Annotated in this window: 19 protein-coding genes; all 19 read left to right on the top strand. The window is 36.7% G+C overall.

Annotated elements, in window-relative coordinates; translation table 11 throughout:
* The first annotated feature begins 20 nt into the window (after positions 1-20).
* The 19 genes from comGB (at position 21) to msrB (ending at position 16,935) form a co-directional block, all read left to right on the top strand.
* Positions 21-1,007 carry a competence type IV pilus assembly protein ComGB gene (gene comGB, locus NQ540_RS03630; protein ID WP_233420201.1) on the top strand — a complete coding sequence of 329 codons (987 nt, stop codon included), beginning with the start codon at positions 21-23 and terminating at the stop codon, positions 1,005-1,007.
* Position 1,008: 1 nt separating this feature from the next.
* Positions 1,009-1,314, top strand: a complete 306-nt coding sequence (gene comGC, locus NQ540_RS03635; RefSeq protein WP_065427295.1) for a competence type IV pilus major pilin ComGC — start codon at positions 1,009-1,011, stop codon at positions 1,312-1,314.
* 2 nt (positions 1,315-1,316) lie between these two features.
* Positions 1,317-1,745, top strand: a complete 429-nt coding sequence (gene comGD / locus NQ540_RS03640; protein ID WP_005605082.1) for a competence type IV pilus minor pilin ComGD — start codon at positions 1,317-1,319, stop codon at positions 1,743-1,745.
* Positions 1,723-2,088: a hypothetical protein gene (locus tag NQ540_RS03645; protein WP_005605083.1), complete on the top strand. Its 366-nt coding sequence runs from the start codon at positions 1,723-1,725 to the stop codon at positions 2,086-2,088. The genes comGD and NQ540_RS03645 overlap by 23 nt, the downstream gene beginning before the upstream one ends.
* A complete protein-coding gene (locus NQ540_RS03650) occupies positions 2,048-2,560 on the top strand; it encodes a type II secretion system protein (protein ID WP_039848731.1) in 513 nt (170 codons plus the stop codon). The genes NQ540_RS03645 and NQ540_RS03650 overlap by 41 nt, the downstream gene beginning before the upstream one ends.
* Positions 2,547-2,897 carry a hypothetical protein gene (locus NQ540_RS03655; RefSeq protein WP_005605086.1) on the top strand — a complete coding sequence of 117 codons (351 nt, stop codon included), beginning with the start codon at positions 2,547-2,549 and terminating at the stop codon, positions 2,895-2,897. The genes NQ540_RS03650 and NQ540_RS03655 overlap by 14 nt, the downstream gene beginning before the upstream one ends.
* 86 nt (positions 2,898-2,983) lie before the next feature.
* Complete coding sequence (locus tag NQ540_RS03660; protein ID WP_223429376.1) at positions 2,984-3,829, top strand: helix-turn-helix domain-containing protein; 846 nt, start codon at positions 2,984-2,986, stop codon at positions 3,827-3,829.
* 10 nt (positions 3,830-3,839) lie between these two features.
* Positions 3,840-4,433, top strand: a complete 594-nt coding sequence (gene pgsA, locus NQ540_RS03665) for a CDP-diacylglycerol--glycerol-3-phosphate 3-phosphatidyltransferase (RefSeq protein ID WP_039848732.1) — start codon at positions 3,840-3,842, stop codon at positions 4,431-4,433.
* A 72-nt stretch (positions 4,434-4,505) separates the two neighbouring features.
* Entirely contained in the window at positions 4,506-5,759 is a 1,254-nt protein-coding gene (locus tag NQ540_RS03670) for a competence/damage-inducible protein A (protein WP_039848733.1), read from the top strand.
* Positions 5,760-5,844: 85 nt separating this feature from the next.
* Entirely contained in the window at positions 5,845-6,891 is a 1,047-nt protein-coding gene (gene recA, locus NQ540_RS03675) for a recombinase RecA (RefSeq protein WP_005605090.1), read from the top strand.
* 77 nt (positions 6,892-6,968) lie between these two features.
* Entirely contained in the window at positions 6,969-7,523 is a 555-nt protein-coding gene (locus NQ540_RS03680) for a transposase (protein WP_005608245.1), read from the top strand.
* Positions 7,502-8,353 (top strand): IS3 family transposase, encoded by an 852-nt coding sequence (locus tag NQ540_RS03685; protein ID WP_233420212.1) that lies wholly within the window; start codon positions 7,502-7,504, stop codon positions 8,351-8,353. The genes NQ540_RS03680 and NQ540_RS03685 overlap by 22 nt, the downstream gene beginning before the upstream one ends.
* A 162-nt stretch (positions 8,354-8,515) precedes the next feature.
* Complete coding sequence (locus NQ540_RS03690; RefSeq protein WP_039848734.1) at positions 8,516-10,186, top strand: putative polysaccharide biosynthesis protein; 1,671 nt, start codon at positions 8,516-8,518, stop codon at positions 10,184-10,186.
* The gene (locus tag NQ540_RS03695) at positions 10,186-10,902 is read left to right on the top strand and encodes a pseudouridine synthase (RefSeq protein ID WP_005605092.1); all 717 of its coding nucleotides are present in this window, start codon (positions 10,186-10,188) and stop codon (positions 10,900-10,902) included. Before NQ540_RS03690 ends, NQ540_RS03695 begins: the two co-directional genes overlap by 1 nt.
* Positions 10,903-11,024: 122 nt before the next feature.
* A complete protein-coding gene (pepV, locus tag NQ540_RS03700; RefSeq protein ID WP_039848735.1) occupies positions 11,025-12,434 on the top strand; it encodes a dipeptidase PepV in 1,410 nt (469 codons plus the stop codon).
* A gap of 170 nt (positions 12,435-12,604) precedes the next feature.
* A complete protein-coding gene (locus NQ540_RS03705; protein WP_005605094.1) occupies positions 12,605-14,326 on the top strand; it encodes a septation ring formation regulator EzrA in 1,722 nt (573 codons plus the stop codon).
* Between the two features lie 178 nt (positions 14,327-14,504).
* Entirely contained in the window at positions 14,505-15,197 is a 693-nt protein-coding gene (locus NQ540_RS03710) for a cytochrome c biogenesis CcdA family protein (protein WP_005605095.1), read from the top strand.
* Positions 15,198-15,212: 15 nt separating this feature from the next.
* Entirely contained in the window at positions 15,213-15,803 is a 591-nt protein-coding gene (locus tag NQ540_RS03715; RefSeq protein WP_005605096.1) for a redoxin family protein, read from the top strand.
* Between the two features lie 16 nt (positions 15,804-15,819).
* Entirely contained in the window at positions 15,820-16,935 is a 1,116-nt protein-coding gene (gene msrB / locus NQ540_RS03720; protein WP_005605097.1) for a peptide-methionine (R)-S-oxide reductase MsrB, read from the top strand.
* Positions 16,936-17,037 lie beyond the last annotated feature (102 nt).

The following is a 17,037-nucleotide window of genomic DNA, read 5'->3' on the forward strand; positions in this document are numbered from 1 at the left end:
TCGACATTCAAGCTAGATTCATGCTTCAATTGTCTCATTTATTGCAAGAAGGGTTTAGTTTAGACGAATCCTTAAAATTTTTAGAGTATTTATTTGATGCACAGAAGAGCCAGATAGAACAGATGAGAAAGTTGTTGAGTGAAGGACATCGGTTTGATCAATGTTTAAGAGAGGTTGGCTTTTCAGAAACTCATACTTCTCAAATTTATTTATCGATGCAATTTGGAAGCTTCGAGACAGCTTGTGATTCTATTGGAGATTTTTTAATCCGTAAGCTAAAGCAAAAGAAAAAAATGCATCAAACAATGATTTATCCAGCCTTTCTTTTTATCTTTGTGATTGGGATGATTCTTTGTATCCGAGTATTATTACTCGATCAGTTAGGAAGTATGATTCAAGAGGAACAATTAAAGCAGAGTGGATTTCTATATTGGATATGGCTAGGGTTCCAAAATTTACCGCAAATTTCACTCGTTATTCTTGGGGTTGGAATGATTCTCTCTTTTCTCATTTATTCTTTTTGGAAACAAAAGGATTCGTATCGTCAATTTCTAAGTCTGATTCATTTCCCGATTGTTGGAAAGAGCGTTCAACAATATGTCACTTTTTTGTATGCTAGAGAATTTTCTTATTTTTTAGGGAATGGACAATCTCTTTTAACTATGGTTGCGGAAATGAAGAAGGAAGGAACGAGTAACCTTTCAAAAATTCTTGCTGAAAAAATTGAACAGGAACTAGTCCGAGGAGAATCCTTCTCGGGTGCACTTAAGAAAATAGGGCTATTTCGAAAAGAATTTATTTGGCTTGTATTAGAAGGAGAGAAGACAAGACAGTTAGATGTTCAACTAAAGGTATACGCAGATCAAATGCTTGAAGAATTTTCCAAAGGAGTCGAAAAGAAAATCAAATGGATACAACCGATACTCCTGATGGGAATCGGCTTCCTCATCGTTTCCATGTATCTCATCTTATTACTACCGACATTAACAATGATTGGAGGAAATTAAAATGAAAATGAAAACAAAGAAAAAAGGCTTCACATTAATCGAATTACTCGTGTGTCTCTTTATTATTGGCTTGATGATGCTACTGATTATTCCGAATATTGCGCAACAAAGAAAGACTGCACAAGAGAAAGCTGACGAAGCAATTGTGAATGTAGTCAAGACTCAACAACAATCGTATATGCTGCAAAATAATACAAAAGAAGTTCCGACGGTAGAAGAATTGCTTAACAAAAAGTATATTGATCAAAAACAAATGGAAGCTTATAAAAAGGTAGATCCTAAGCTTATCACGCCTGATGCTCAATAATTATGAAGAAAAGAGCATTTACGCTTGTTGAATGCTTAATTGCGCTTGGCATTGCTTGCTTTTTACTTATACTGACACCACCTTTGATTAGTCGTTCCTATGTAAATTGGAGGGAAGAAGTATTTCTTAGAGAGTTTGAGCAAGTAATGGATACAGCGCAGATTACAGCAATTTCAACGGGCAAAGGTTCATTTGTGACAGTTTCGGGCGGCCTAGTGGTATTAAATTGTCATGGAGCAAGAGAACTGGATAAGAAGATTCGTTTTCCAGATTCAATGAAGAGTTATTCAATTCAAACGTATAGTTTCAAACCTTATAGTGGGAATGTAAATCAGTTTTCATCCGTGACTTTTGATGGACAGAATCGCAGATACACTTATGTTTTTCAATTAGGGGAGGCTAAGTATCATGTTGAAATTACCGACAAGTAGAGGATATGTATTGCTTGAAGCGTTAATAGGGCTGATGGTTTTATCGGTTATTGTCTCCTTAATTAGTTTTACGGTAGGGCAACTGTACCGCCGGCAACAACTAAAAGGATGCTTTTTGGATGCAGCATCGACACAGCTAATGGATTTACAAGCTAGCGCTACTTATCCTACAACTATTGATAAATTGCCAAATGAAGAGTTCCAAAAGATGAAAAAAGTTACACTAGAAAAAGTAAATTCAACCGGCTCACCAACAATAGTAACAGTATCTTGTGGAGAACATAAGGAGGTGTTCCAAATCAATGCAATTACCGAGAAAAAGGTCCGGATTTCTTCTCATTGAACACCTCTTAGCGCTTACCATTATCTCGATTAGTTTAGTGGCATTTATGGGACTTTGCACAGCGTTTTTAAAAATCAAAGATCGACTCAATGTTCCTGATGATATTAAATGGCATGTAGCAGCACAACAGATGAATTATAATTATGCTGGATATAGACTGAAGTCATTTAACGGCTACAATCCTTATATTGCATATTTTGAAAACATGACATCTGAGAAAACAGAGGTGATTACATTAGTTTCTAGTTGGAGGGACGGAGGGAAGATTTATAAAGGATCAGGAGGAAGTGGAGGACACCAACCATTTCTCTACGGCATTCGCTCCTTATCCATTCAAAGAAATGGTAACAGATTACTGATGTTACTAACTTTAAATCAAGGGAATACTTTTCGATTAAATTTTGCACCAAAGAATCGTGTTATTTACATCAAAGTGAAAGAGGTAAAGGAAAAGAAAAATGATAAACCCTAAAAGAAAAGGAACATTACTTTTTCAGTTTTTAGCACTCCTTGCTATTGCTAGTTTCCTCATCATTGCTCTATTAAAAATTCATGCCCATAACACTCTTGAATATCGCCTTCTAGAAGATGGGTATCGAATGGATTTATTGCTCGAGATGGCGAGTCAAAAAGTGCGTCAAAGGCTTTCTTTTAAAGGGGATGAAATGACTTTTCCGGATAATATTCAATTTTCTAATGGCACAGTGAGGGTAGAATGGAACGAGAAAGCACATCAATTTATATTAAAGGCATACCTTCCAAATGGCCACACGAAAGAAGATACACTAATTATTCAGTTTGTAAAATAAACCAAACGCTAGATAGCAACTTCTTTTGTTTTTTTCATTTTCAAGATATGGTATACTTTTCAATGAGAAAATGAAAAGATGGTGAAATGATGACACAAACAATCGGAGAAATTTTAAAAAGTGCAAGGCAATTAAAAGGATACACTCTTGATGACTTGCAACAAATTACAAAAATTCAAAAACGTTATTTAATTGCAATTGAAGATAATGACTTTGACTTGATGCCAGGTGCTTTTTATACACGTGCGTTCATTAAACAGATTGCGGACACAGTTGGTTTAGACGGAGCAGCTTTATTAGAAGAACATGCATCAGAAATTCCACAAGCAACTGTTAAAACAACGACTTCTACAGCTACTTCGGCTTCAGTAACAAGTAATCGTACACGTTTAAATAAGAATAAGAGTAAATGGTCTTCAATATCAGATACTTTAAAGAATTATTTCCCTACAATTTTATTGGGAATGTTCATAGTAGCGATTATTTTTGCAATTGGACAAGCGGTTTTAAACACTCGTAGTCAAAGAAATAATCAGGTTACCACACAAGTAACGACTCAGCAAAGTGCTGTACAAGAAACCACGGTTGCTACTACAACAACAAAAGCTCCCGAAGTTACTAGTGTCAATTACTCATACGCGAATGGGAATGCTTTATACTATACTGCTCAAGTAAGTAAATTCCCTCTAGAGGTTAAAGTGTTGAACCAAGCAAGAACCGATCTTTGGGCTCAAATCTCTGCAGATGGAACAGTTGTCGCTGATGGAGTACCAAGTACTGGGCAAACAGTTTCTGGTTCTATTCCAGAAGGAACAACTACCATTCGAATGGATTTTGGTTATACACCTTTAGGAACGATTACCGTTGGAGGAGTTGAACTAAAAATTCCAGAAGGTTCAACTGCAAATAGAATTTATATTACAGTACAATAGGAGAAACTCAGTGAATTTACCAAATAAATTAACCGTAATGAGAATTTTCATGATCCCGGTATTTATCGTTCTCATGAGTTTGCCAAGTGAAGCGTTCGGTACGATGAATCTTTTAGGTTCACAAATTAATGTTGTACACTTCTTGGCAATGATTATTTTCGCGGTAGCTAGTTTTACAGATTATCTTGATGGCTATTTAGCACGCAAATACAAATTAGTAACAAACTTTGGGAAGTTTGCAGATCCTTTAGCAGATAAAATGTTAGTGATGACGGCTTTCATCATGCTTGTTTCTTTTCATTTAGCCCCAGCATGGGTGGTTAGTATCATTGTCTGTCGTGAATTAGCAGTAACTGGTCTACGACTATTATTAGTAAGCGACGGAGAAGTTATGGCTGCAGCATGGCCAGGAAAAGTGAAAACTGCTACTCAAATGTTGGCGATTATTTTTCTGTTGACGGATGATTTGTTCTTTAAGCCAATTGGCGTTCCAATTGGACAAATCTTATTATATAGTTGTTTAGTATTTACAATCTATTCAGGTTTGGATTATTTTGTAAAGAATCGACATGTATTTGCGGATTCATTTACTAAAACAGAATAACAAATGAAGCCTGAAACATTATTGTTTTGGGCTTTATATTTTTACGAAAAAGAGTGTAAGGAAGGCGAAAAAATGAATGCGGAAATTATAGCAGTCGGAACTGAACTACTTATGGGTCAAATTGTAAATACGAATAGCGCGTATTTAGCTCAAGAATTGGCGAAAAATTCGATTCCAACTTACTATCAACAAGTAGTTGGCGATAATGAAGAAAGAATGGTTGAAGCGATTGAATTGGCTGCTTCAAGAAGTGATTTGATTATTCTCTCTGGCGGACTTGGGCCAACAACAGATGATATTACCAAGCAAGTATTGGCGCGCTTTTTAGAAGTGCCCCTAGTTGAAGATAAAAAAGCTCTTCAAAAAGTGATTGAGTTTCATGTGCGTTCTCATAGGGATATGAGTGAAAATAATCGTAGACAGGCATTAGCCTTTGAAGGTGGAACGGTTTTTAAAAATCATAACGGACTTGCAGTAGGGTGCGGTTTTGAAAAAGATGGCCGACAATTCATTGTTTTACCTGGACCACCAAATGAATTGAAAATGATGATGCAAAAAGAAGTGTTGCCTTTCTTACGTAAGAAAGTGGGCAAAGTGGATTTATTTGAATCACGTTACTTACGCTTCTTTGGAATTGGAGAATCACGCTTAGTAACCATTTTAGAAAATCTAATTGAAGAACAAACAAATCCGACGATTGCACCATATGCTGGTAAATTTGAAGTAATGCTTCGTTTAACGGCCAATGGTGAAACAGAAGAAGAGTGCAGAGATCTTCTTGATGGAATGGAACTACTTATCCAATCGCAAGTAGGAGAATTTTTCTATGGATACGGGGACCACAATACATTACAAGAAGTCACTGTTGATTTACTAAAAGAATCAGGTCTTACGATTGCTTGCGCTGAAAGTTTAACGGGTGGATTGTTTGCAGCAAGTGTCGTTGCCTTTGAAGGAAGCTCATCCTACTTCCAAGGAGGAACAGTCGCTTATCAAAGAGAAGCGAAAGAAACGCAACTAGGAATCGATAGTACCTTGCTGGATCAATACGGAATGGTTAGTGCAGAATGTGCCAAGGCCATGGCGGAACAAGCAAGACTCCATTATCAAAGTGATTTAGGCATTTCATTTACGGGAGTTGCAGGGCCAAGTGAAATGGAAGGAAAAGAAGTCGGAACGATTTTCGTCGCATTAGCTTCCAGGACAGACGTAGAAGTTCTTGAATTACACCTTGCACGTAATCGTAACGATAATCGTGAATTCGCAGTACAACATGGATGGAATTTACTCAGAAAATATTTTTTAAAACAAGTTCGAACAAAATAAGAACAAATGTTCGCATATTGCTTGCGCATAGAATAGAACATAGTGTACAATATGTTTGACTTAAAATTCGTGGAGGAATTAAAACATGGCAGAAAATGAAAATCGTCAAAGAGCATTGGAAGATGCGTTAAAGAAAATTGAAAAGAGCTACGGTAAAGGTGCCGTAATGAAATTAGGAGAAAAAGTAGATACACAAATCCAAACAGTATCTTCAGGGTCTCTTGCATTAGATATCGCATTAGGCGTAGGTGGGTTCCCACGTGGACGTATCATCGAAGTATACGGACCAGAATCATCAGGTAAAACAACTGTTGCACTTCATGCGGTTGCAGAAGTTCAAAAACGTGGTGGAGTAGCAGCGTTTATCGATGCTGAGCATGCTCTAGATCCAGAATACGCAAAAGCTTTAGGCGTAAACATTGATGAATTACTATTATCTCAACCAGATACAGGGGAACAAGGATTAGGAATTGCAGATGCGTTAGTATCATCAGGAGCCGTTGACATTGTGATCGTTGACTCAGTTGCTGCGTTAGTTCCACGTGCCGAAATCGATGGCGACATGGGACAATCACACGTAGGTCTGCAAGCTCGTTTAATGTCTCAAGCACTACGTAAGTTATCAGGTTCTATTAACAAAACAAAAACAATCGCAATCTTTATCAACCAAATCCGTGAAAAAGTAGGCGTTATGTTCGGAAATCCTGAGACAACACCTGGTGGACGTGCGTTAAAATTCTACGCGACAGTTCGTTTAGAAGTACGTCGTGCTGATCAAATCAAACAAGGTACTGAAATCTTAGGGAACCAAACTAAAATCAAAGTTGTTAAAAACAAAGTGGCTCCACCATTTAAAACAGCTGTTGTGGATATCATGTACGGAGAAGGGATTTCTCAACTTGGGGAATTACTCGATATGGCTGCAGACCTTGACTTCGTGAAGAAGAGTGGTGCATGGTACGCTTATAACGACGAGAAGATTGGTCAAGGTCGTGAGAATGCAAAAGCATACTTGGCAGACCATCCAGAAGTCGTTGCCGACTTGAACCAAAAAGTTCGTGCTCACTATGGCATTGGAGTAGCAGCTCCTGTTGAAGTGGGAGAAGAAGGACAAACAAGTTTATTAGACTAATCAAATCAATAGAAAGAATCGGGCTAAAGTGATATGTACCCCCTTTACTGGACAAACCAGTAAAGGGGGTATTTATTATGCGTTACTCATTTGAATTCAAAATGAAATGTGTAGAATTATATCGACAAGGAATATGGGCCGAAACGCCTGAAAAAGTTATGAAAAGGAGTTTCCAAAGAAAAATACTGGATTGGGATAAAATTGAAAAAATTCACGGACCTAAAGGATTAGAGCGCGTTAAAAGGCAAAGAAAATGGACAGCAGAAGAAAAATTGACATTTATTCTACAGGTTTTAAACGGGAAGACTCTTTCAGAGGTTTCTTTTCCAGCAGGAATTAGTCGCGGATTATTAAGTTCTTGGGTTCACAAGTACCTAACTTATGGATATAATGGTCTAAAGAATGAGAAACGTAGACAAGCATTATCTAAGGAGCTTATTATGAATAAAAAGGCTGTGACTGGTAACCTTTCAGAATCCGAACGAGAAGAATTAGTTCGATTACGTGAGCGAAATGCATATTTAGAAGCTGAAATTGCTGTTATAAAAAAACTGAGAGCCTTGAGAAAAGAACAGGAAGCTGCGCTTCTCAAGGCGCGAAAGCAGCGATCATCAAGGAACTTCGAGAAGTAGGATACCAACTAAAATATCTTCTTAAAGCGATGAAAATGGCTAAATCTACTTATTATTTTGAATTAAATAAAGTAGATGCTGTGGCTGAAAAGAATGGGGATTTATTATTGGAAATCCAAACAATCTTTCATGAAAATAAAGGTAGATATGGTGTTAGAAGAATTTACCAAGAACTTCGTCGTAGAGGTTACGTTGTTAATCATAAAAGAATTCAACGTCTGATGCATATAAATGATTTGTTTGGAAAACGCCCTAAACAAAAATACCATTCTTATCGTGGTAGTGTTGGAAAAGTTGCTGATAATATTATTAACAGAGATTTTGTGGCCAAAAGGCCTCTTCAAAAATGGAGTACAGATGTATCTCAATTCACTTTTTCTTGGGGAAAATGTTTCTTTTCTCCAATCTTAGATATGTCTACTAATGAAATAATCTCCTATGATCTTTCTCTAAGCCCCGACTTAGAACAGATTCAAAGGATGCTAAATAGAGCTTTCAAAAAATTCCCTGATGTTAATGGATTGATTCTCCATTCTGATCAAGGTTGGCAATATCAACACGCATTTTACCAAAGATCATTAAATGAACGAGGGATTATTCAATCAATGTCCCGAAAAGGAAATTGTTATGATAATTGCATTATAGAAACGTTTTTCGCCAGAATGAAGAACGAAATGTTCTACGGTTTTGAAATGGAATATTCTACCTTTAAGGAATTTCAAACGGCTGTGGAAGAATATATAGATTATTACAATAACAAAAGAATTCAAGAAAAAACAAAATGGATGCCCCCTGTTCTATACAGGGAAACATCCATGTGTTCAGCTTAATTTAAAAATGTGTCCAGGATTCTGGGTACATATCAAAGGGCTCGGTTCTTTTTTATGCAAAGTTTAGTAACTGCTTAAGGTTTCATAAGAATGCTAGCATTTTACATTAAAATAATGTACTCTTATGGTTGGTATAATTTAAGAAAGAGGATTTATCAATATATGTTTAAAAGAAAGCCTTATGTAGGCCTAAGTGATAAAATTCGAAATCAGAAAAATTCGCAACAAATTCTCTTGGAAAGTTCATCTTGGTTAACGATTGGGAATATCGTCTCAAGATTACTTGGAGCTCTTTATATCATTCCTTGGGGAATGTGGATGGGTGCAGATAGGGATAATGCGAACTACTTATATTTTATCGCCTATAATATTTATGCATTAGTATTACAAATATCAACAGCTGGAATTCCGGTTGCAATTTCTAAAATCGTAGCGGACAACCATGCAAGAAGAGACTATAAGACGAGTTGGAGATTGTTTAAAGGAACGATGCTCTTTATGACGTTCTTAGGGTTTGTATTTGCGGCAGGAATGTATTTTGCAGCGCCACTTTTTGCAAAAGGAGCTACTCCTGAAGAGATTGCTGATAGTATTTTGGTCATCCGTTCGTTAACGCCTGCGGTACTCATTATTCCACCGCTTAGCTTAATGCGTGGATACTATCAAGGGTACAACGAAATGGCTGCTTCTGCGAAATCTCAATTATGGGAACAAGTAGTGCGTATCGTATATATGTTAGCTCTAACTTATTTCGTGATGCGTATCGTTTCTGGTGGTTATGTTCTTGCTGTAGCTCATTCAACATTCGCGGCCTTTGTCGGAGCGGTCATTGCGTTCTTATACTTAGCTTATAAGATGTTACGCGACCATAAAGGCATGATGGAATTAATGGAAGAGGGTCGTCCTGAACGTCCATTAAGTTTCTGGAAGATTATTCTGGAAGTAATGCGGGAGGCGTTACCTTTCGTATTAGTGACTTCAAGTATTCAAATCATCAGTTTGATTGACCAAGAAACCTTCCAACGTTTCGTGCCAATCTTTACAACTTACTCTTTTGAAGAAGGTAAAGAACTCATCACCTTGTTTGGATTTAATGCGAATAAGATTATTATGATCGTGATTTCGCTAGCGATGAGTATTTCGACAGCGGCTCTGCCACTGCTTGCGGCTCATTATTCTGTGAATGACCGGGAAGAAGTTAAACGCGTCATAGCGAATAACCTTGGTTTATTTGCGTATATTATGATTCCAGCTTCTGTCGGTATGGCGATTGTATCGGAACCAATATATAATGTGTTCTATTCACCAGACCCAACTGGAACTTATTTATTAGTTGTCTCATGCGTCATGTGTGTGTTCTTAGGATTATTTGTAACGTTCACATATATCTTACAATCGATGGAACAACATATTATCGCCATTAAAGCATTAGGATTTACAGTGATTATTAAATTGCTATGGCAACCAATGATGATGTACTTCCTTGGCGGAGCAGGTCCGTTAATTGCGAGTTCGGTTGCGTTCTTTGTAGCTACACTGTATATGTGTCGCCACGTTCTTCGATTGACTCGATTCGATTTGAATTACGTATTGAAGAAATTTGGGCAAGTACTTCTTGCATCTTTTGCAATGGCTGTGACTTCTGCGATTACATTATTTGCAATTAAACAAGTCATGCCAATTGGTGGTAAAGTACGTGCTTTAATTGCAGTTGCTGTGGTTGGTCTTGTCGGAGTAGCGACATACGGACTGATTACGCTGAAGAATCGATTAGCTGATGAAATGCTTGGCGCTCGTGTCGGTGGCATTCGTCGTAAATTGAGGATGAAATAATGAGAATAGATAAATGTTTAGCAGATTGTGGCCTTGGAACTCGTTCCGAGGTCAAATCTTTATTAAAGTCAAAAAAAATTACCGTTAATGGGAAAGTCGTAACGAATGGAAAAGTTCAAGTGAATCCTGAAACGGATGAGATTTTATTCGATGGTGAAAAAATTCAGTATGAAGAATTTGTCTATATTATGATGAATAAACCTAAAGGAGTCGTCAGTGCCACAGAAGATAATCTGCATAAAACGGTTCTGGATTTAATCAATCCGCTCTATTTTAAAAAGGGAGTCTTTCCTGTAGGGCGTTTGGATATCGATACGCACGGATTATTACTTTTGACAAATGATGGAGAATTGGCACACCGTCTTCTTTCACCAAAGAAACACGTCACAAAAATCTATCAAGCAAGAGTCGAAGGGGTGATGACTCCTGAAGATGCCGCTGCTTTTGAGAGGGGCATTGTGTTATCGGATGGGACGGAGTGCATGCCTGCACGTCTGGATATTCTTTCAACGACGCAGGATGAATCGATTGTTCAGATTCATCTAAAAGAAGGAAAATTCCATCAGGTGAAACGAATGGTCAAAGCTTGTGGGAAAAACGTTGTAGACTTGCAGCGACTCACGATGGGGACACTCAAGCTAGATGAGCGTCTCGCGTTAGGAGAGAGCAGACCATTAACCGAAGAAGAACGACAATCATTAGAAATCAATGACTAAAAAGCTTAGGAGAAATCCTAAGCTTTTATTTGTTTTAGAAAGTGTTTAACCGCTTTTCATCGCTTTGTAAAAATGGTAAGATAAGACTATTGAATCTACTTGATAGAGATTGGAGCGATTGGATGACAATTGATTGGAAAAAAGAAGTAGAACTTCGTAAAGAAGATTTATTAAAAGATTTATTTACATTATTACGTATTGACAGTGTACGTGATGATTCAAAAGCGACAGAGGAAGCGCCTGTAGGTCCCGGTCCTAAAGAAGCACTAGAAGCTTTCTTGGCAATCGGTGAACGTGATGGTTTCACAACAAAACAAGTTGGTAACTTAGCAGGGCATATCGAATTTGCACCAAATCCAGACTTTAAAGAAACTCTTGGAGTTTTAGGTCACGTGGACGTTGTTCCAGTTGGGACAGGCTGGGATACAGATCCGTTTGAACCACAAATTATAAATGATCGTATTTATGCTCGTGGTTCAAGCGATGATAAAGGACCAAGTATGGCAGCTTACTACGCGCTAAAAATCATTAAGGAATTAGGATTACCAGTTTCTAGACGTGTTCGTTTCATTATTGGGACAGACGAAGAATCCGGTTGGAAATGTATGGACCGTTACTTCCAAACAGAAGAAATGCCAGACTTTGGTTTCTCACCAGATGCAACATTTCCAATTATTAACGGGGAAAAAGGAATTCTGTCATTACACTATGATATTCCAGGTGAAGCATCAGAGGGGGATTACCAATTATTAAGCTTCGATGCAGGCTTACGTGAAAACATGGTTCCTCAAGATGCGCATGCGGAAATTATTGTTCCAAATGAAAACGAAGTGGTGGACCGCTTCTTTGCATATGTTTCTGCAAATCCTGTTGAAGGAACTGCTCAAGTTTTAGACGGGAAAGTCATCTTAGATGTGGTTGGTAAATCAGCACACGGATCTACTCCAGATAAAGGAATCAACGCTGGTACACACTTAGCGAAATTCTTAAACCAATTCAACTTCAAAGGCAATGCGAAGAAATATTTAGCATTTGCTGCTGAAGTATTACATGAAGATACAGAAGGTAAAAACTTAAAAGTAGCTTATACCCATGAAGTGATGGGACCTTTAACAGCTAATGCCGGAATCTTCACTTATACTCCAGAATTAGGTGGGGTAGCTGTAGTAAACTTCCGTTATCCATTAGGGGTCACTGCTGAAGGTCTTGAAATTAAGACAGAAGTAGTTGCTTCAGGATACGGCTTCACAGTTGCTCACGGGAAAGCACAAGTTCCTCACTATGTATCTCCAGAAGATGAGTTAGTGTCAACATTATTAGAGGTATATCACCGTCAAACAGGATTACCTGCACATGAACAATCAATCGGTGGTGGTACATACGGACGTATCTTCGAACGTGGTGTAGCGTATGGTGCGCTATTTCCGGACTCAATCGATACAATGCACCAAGCAAATGAATTCTTCGCTTTAGAGGATTTATTCAGATCTACAGCGATTTATGCAGAAGCGATTTACGAATTAATTAAGTAAAATTTTTGGGAAAGGTGGATGATTTTCATCCACCTTTTCTTTTTGCATTAGAATTACAAAAAATCCCGTGATTTCTTAAAAGTTCTTTGCTATTCGTTTGTAAAACGTGCTATACTACTAATGATATTATGTGTGAAAACTGTAAATTATTCATTTTTGGAGGCTAAAGCATGGGATTTATAATCTTTCTAGTGCTGATTGTAGTACTAGGTGCTGCATTATATGGAACAGCAATCTATTTAACAAGAAAACAAAATAAAGTGATTGAGGAATTATCTGAGAAAAAAGATAAGTTAATGGCAGTGCCAATTGCGGATACTTTCTATACTTTGAAGAATCTAAATCTAACAGGTCAAACAAAGAGAACTTATGAGACATGGCAAGCGACTTGGCAAACAATCACACGTTTTAGATTTCCTGAAATTGAAGCTGCTCTAGTAAGTGCAGAACAATATATTCAAAAATTAAACTTCTTTAAGGGGAGACAAGTTACTCAACAAGCTGAGAACTTAATAGAAGAAACAAAAGCAGAAGTTGATAAAATCTATTCAGCATTACAAAAATTATTAGATAGTGAGAAGCAAAATAGAGCGGAGTTAGATTTATTACAAGAACGTTATGCTTCAATGAGAAAAGATTTATTAGCACATAGCTTTTCGTTTGGAGAGGCTTTAGAGACTTTAGAAAAGCGTTTAGCTTACTTAGAGTTGGACTTCGCAAAGTTTAATACTTTAACTAACGAAGGAGATCACTTAGAAGCCAAGGAAGTACTTGGTCGTATTGAGAAAGAGATGAAAGAATTTGAATCCATCGTGGAACAAGTTCCTCAACTCTTAAAAGAAATCGATACTGTCTATAATGAGCAAGTGGAAGATTTAAAACAAGGCTACAAGAGAATGGTTGAAGAGCATTATCAATTCTCGAAGATTTCTATTCCTGATGAAATTGAGAGCATTGAAAAAACGATTCAAGTGGCTCGTAACCATATTGCTGCTACAGAATTAGAGGAAGCTCGTCAACAATTAGATAAAGTAGCTCGTGAAATCGACCAACTTTACGATGTGATGGAAGCGGAATTTGAAGCACGTGAATTTGTATACCGTAACAAAGTGCAAGTTGAAAAACGATTGAACCAAGTATTACAAAGCAACCGTTATGTGAATATTGAGGTTGATCGTGTATCACAAAATTATATTTTATCGAATAATGAGTTTGTTCGTGTTCAAGAATTTGCTGAACAATTAGAAAAAGAACAAGAAGCTATTCAATACTACAGCAAGGCGATGAAAAATCATCAAGTGCCTTACTCCGTTGTAAAAGAACATTACGAACTTGTTCTTGATAAATTAAATAGTATTGATGAAGATCAAACGGATTTAGTAAACACTTTATCTGATTTACGTAGCCAAGAAAAAGCGATTCGTGACGGATTAGATGTCTTCGAATTAGACTTACGTAATATGAAACGTACGATTGAGAAATACCACTTACCAGGTCTTCCAAAAGAATACTTAGAATTGTTCTTTGCAACAAGCAATCGTATTGAGCAATTATGGCAAAAAATGAATCGTGTGAAGTTAGATATGAGTGAAATTAATGCCGCAAATAATGTGATTGAAGAGGATGTTGAGAAATTAGATATCCTTACAGAGCAAATTGTGGACAACGCTCAATTAACGGAGTATATGATACAACATGCCAACCGTTATCGTTTATCACATCCTGAAATCGAAACTGCAATTGGTCGTGCACTTGACCTATTCAACCACACATTCAAATACGATGAATCATTACAAATTATTGAGTCAGCGTTAGAACAAGTGGAACCGGGTGCTGGTAACCGTGTCCGTCAAAACTATCAATCAGAAAAGAATAATAGCTTATTCTTCTAATGTAAATATTCTAGCCACGTGAGTGAGAGCTCACGTGGCTTTTTCTATGCATTGAGAGCTTACTTTCAATCAATTAAACATAAGATATCGTATTATATTCAAGTTTTTTGGATTGAAAATCTATATTTCTTTATATAGGTTAGGAGTATACTGAAAGTACAAATGAAGGAGGGGTATAATGGATTTTGTTTTTATGGGTAGCGTATTTTTTGCAGGACTATTTTCTTTTTTTTCACCTTGTGTTTTACCGCTATTCCCAGTATATTTTGGAGTTTTAATGAGTGAACAAGATGGTAGACATATTCAGATTGGAAAAGTTTCTATTTATTGGAAACCAATTATCCGGACATTGATTTTTATAACGGGAATCTCAACAGTTTTTTTCTTTCTGGGCTTTGCAGCAACTATCTTAGGAAGCTTGATATACAATGCGTGGTTCAATATTTCATTAGGGGTCATAATTGTTATTTTAGGCTTGCATCAGATGGAGTTCTTTCAATTTTTATTTTTACAAAAACAAAAGACTGTACAATTTGAGATTAAAAATCAAAAATCTTTATGGAGTAGTTATCTACTAGGTCTCAGCTTTAGTTTTGGCTGGACACCTTGTGTGGGACCTGTACTCAGTGCAGTGTTGTCATTAATTTCAACACAACAAGCTAGTCCATTTTATGGAGTGTTTTTATTATGTCTTTATATTCTTGGATTATCCATTCCATTTTTAATACTATCGATTGCGTCAACCTGGGCATTTAAAATATTCAATCTTGCAAAAAAACGTTTAATGGTATTAAAAAAACTTGGTGGTTTAGTAATTGTGTTGATGGGTTTAGCCATTATCTGGGCACAGCTCCCACAAATACTTCATTAATTAAAAGGAGAAATAATGATGAAAAGAAAATTATTGTTAGCCGTATTTAGTACATTTTTATTAGCTGCTTGCCAAAACTCACAAATGGGTATGGATAAAATGGATATGAAATCTACGACTGAAGAAATGGGAAAGATGAGCGAGCAAAAGACAGAAAATAAAGATTCAATGAATGGAACAATGGGGATGGATGAAGTGAGTGATTATACTTTTAAAACGCTAGATGGGAAAGACGTTTCTCTTGCAGATTATAAGGGAAAGAAAATCTATCTGAAATTTTGGGCTTCATGGTGCCCAATCTGTTTAGCTGGACTTGCTGATATTAATCAATTAGCGGACACGCCTCCTAAAGATGCAGTCGTTCTAACTGTTGTTGCACCAGGTGTGAATCGTGAAAAAAAATTAGACGACTTTAAAGAATGGTTTTCTGGGTTGGAGTATAAAACACTTCCAGTTTTAGTAGATAATAATGGTCAGTTTTTAAAAAAATTAGGAGTCGTTGGGTACCCTTCTTCAGCTTTTATTGATGCAAATGGGAAAGTGGTAAGAGTTCAACCAGGTCACGTAACGAATGAGGATATCGTGAAGACTTTAGAAACACTTTAGAAGAGGAGAAAGCAGAATGGATAAAAAACTAATGATTTCAGTCTTTGCCTTCATTATTTTATTAGCGGGAGCTTTGTATTTTGGTAAAGGCAATACAGTAGTCAGTTCTTCTGAATCAGAATCGATTTCAAAAAAGGTCACGAATCTGATTGAAAAAGAAGAAAACAAATCCAATACCAAAAAGGAGGCAACAAATATGAAAGAAATTTATTTGGCAGGAGGCTGTTTTTGGGGGCTTGAGGAATATTTTTCAAGAATTAATGGGGTAAATGATGTTGTTAGTGGTTACGCCAATGGGAATGTAGAAACAACCAATTATCAACTTATTCATAGTACAGACCATGCTGAGACAATTCATGTAACTTATGATGCGGATAAAGTTTCCCTAAGAGAATTATTATTATATTACTTTAGAGTGATTGATCCTTTTTCAGTGAATAAACAAGGAAATGATGTAGGCCGCCAATATCGTACAGGAATTTATTATACAGATGAAGCCGATAGTGAGATTATACAGGAGGTCATGAAAGAAAAAGAGGAACAATTAGGGAAAAAATTAGCAGTTGAAACGGAAAAACTACGCCATTTCGTAGTTGCTGAAGACTACCATCAAGATTACTTAAAGAAACATCCAAATGGATATTGTCACATTGATGTGAAAAAAGCAAATGATCCAGTTATTGATGCGAATATGTATCCACTTCCTGATGAGGAGACTTTAAAGAAAACATTGACAAAGGAACAATATGCTGTAACTAGAGAAAATCGTACAGAATTAGCATTTTCAAATCAATATTGGAATAATCATGAAAAAGGAATCTATGTAGATGTAGCGACAGGAGAACCACTATTTTCTTCACGAGACAAATTTGATTCTGGATGTGGATGGCCAAGTTTCACGAAACCAATCTCTTCAGAAGTAGTTACTTATCATGAAGATAATAGTTTTAATATGAAACGAGTTGAGGTAAGAAGTCGTATTGCAAATTCTCATTTAGGCCACGTGTTTGAAGATGGCCCTAGTGATAAAGGCGGACTACGATTCTGTATTAATAGTGCTTCCATTAAGTTTATTCCTCTGGATGAAATGGATTCTAAAGGATATGGTTATTTGAAAGACTTTGTTAAATAGAAATAGATGCTTTAGAGGAGAGGGGTTAATGATGGGAATTTCTCTCTTTTAAAGCATTTTTTTATGCAAAACTCACTCGAAAAAGTTTTATGAAAGAGTATA

Origin of the sequence: Granulicatella adiacens ATCC 49175 (assembly GCF_025150565.1) — a bacterium.
GTDB lineage: Bacteria > Bacillota > Bacilli > Lactobacillales > Aerococcaceae > Granulicatella > Granulicatella adiacens.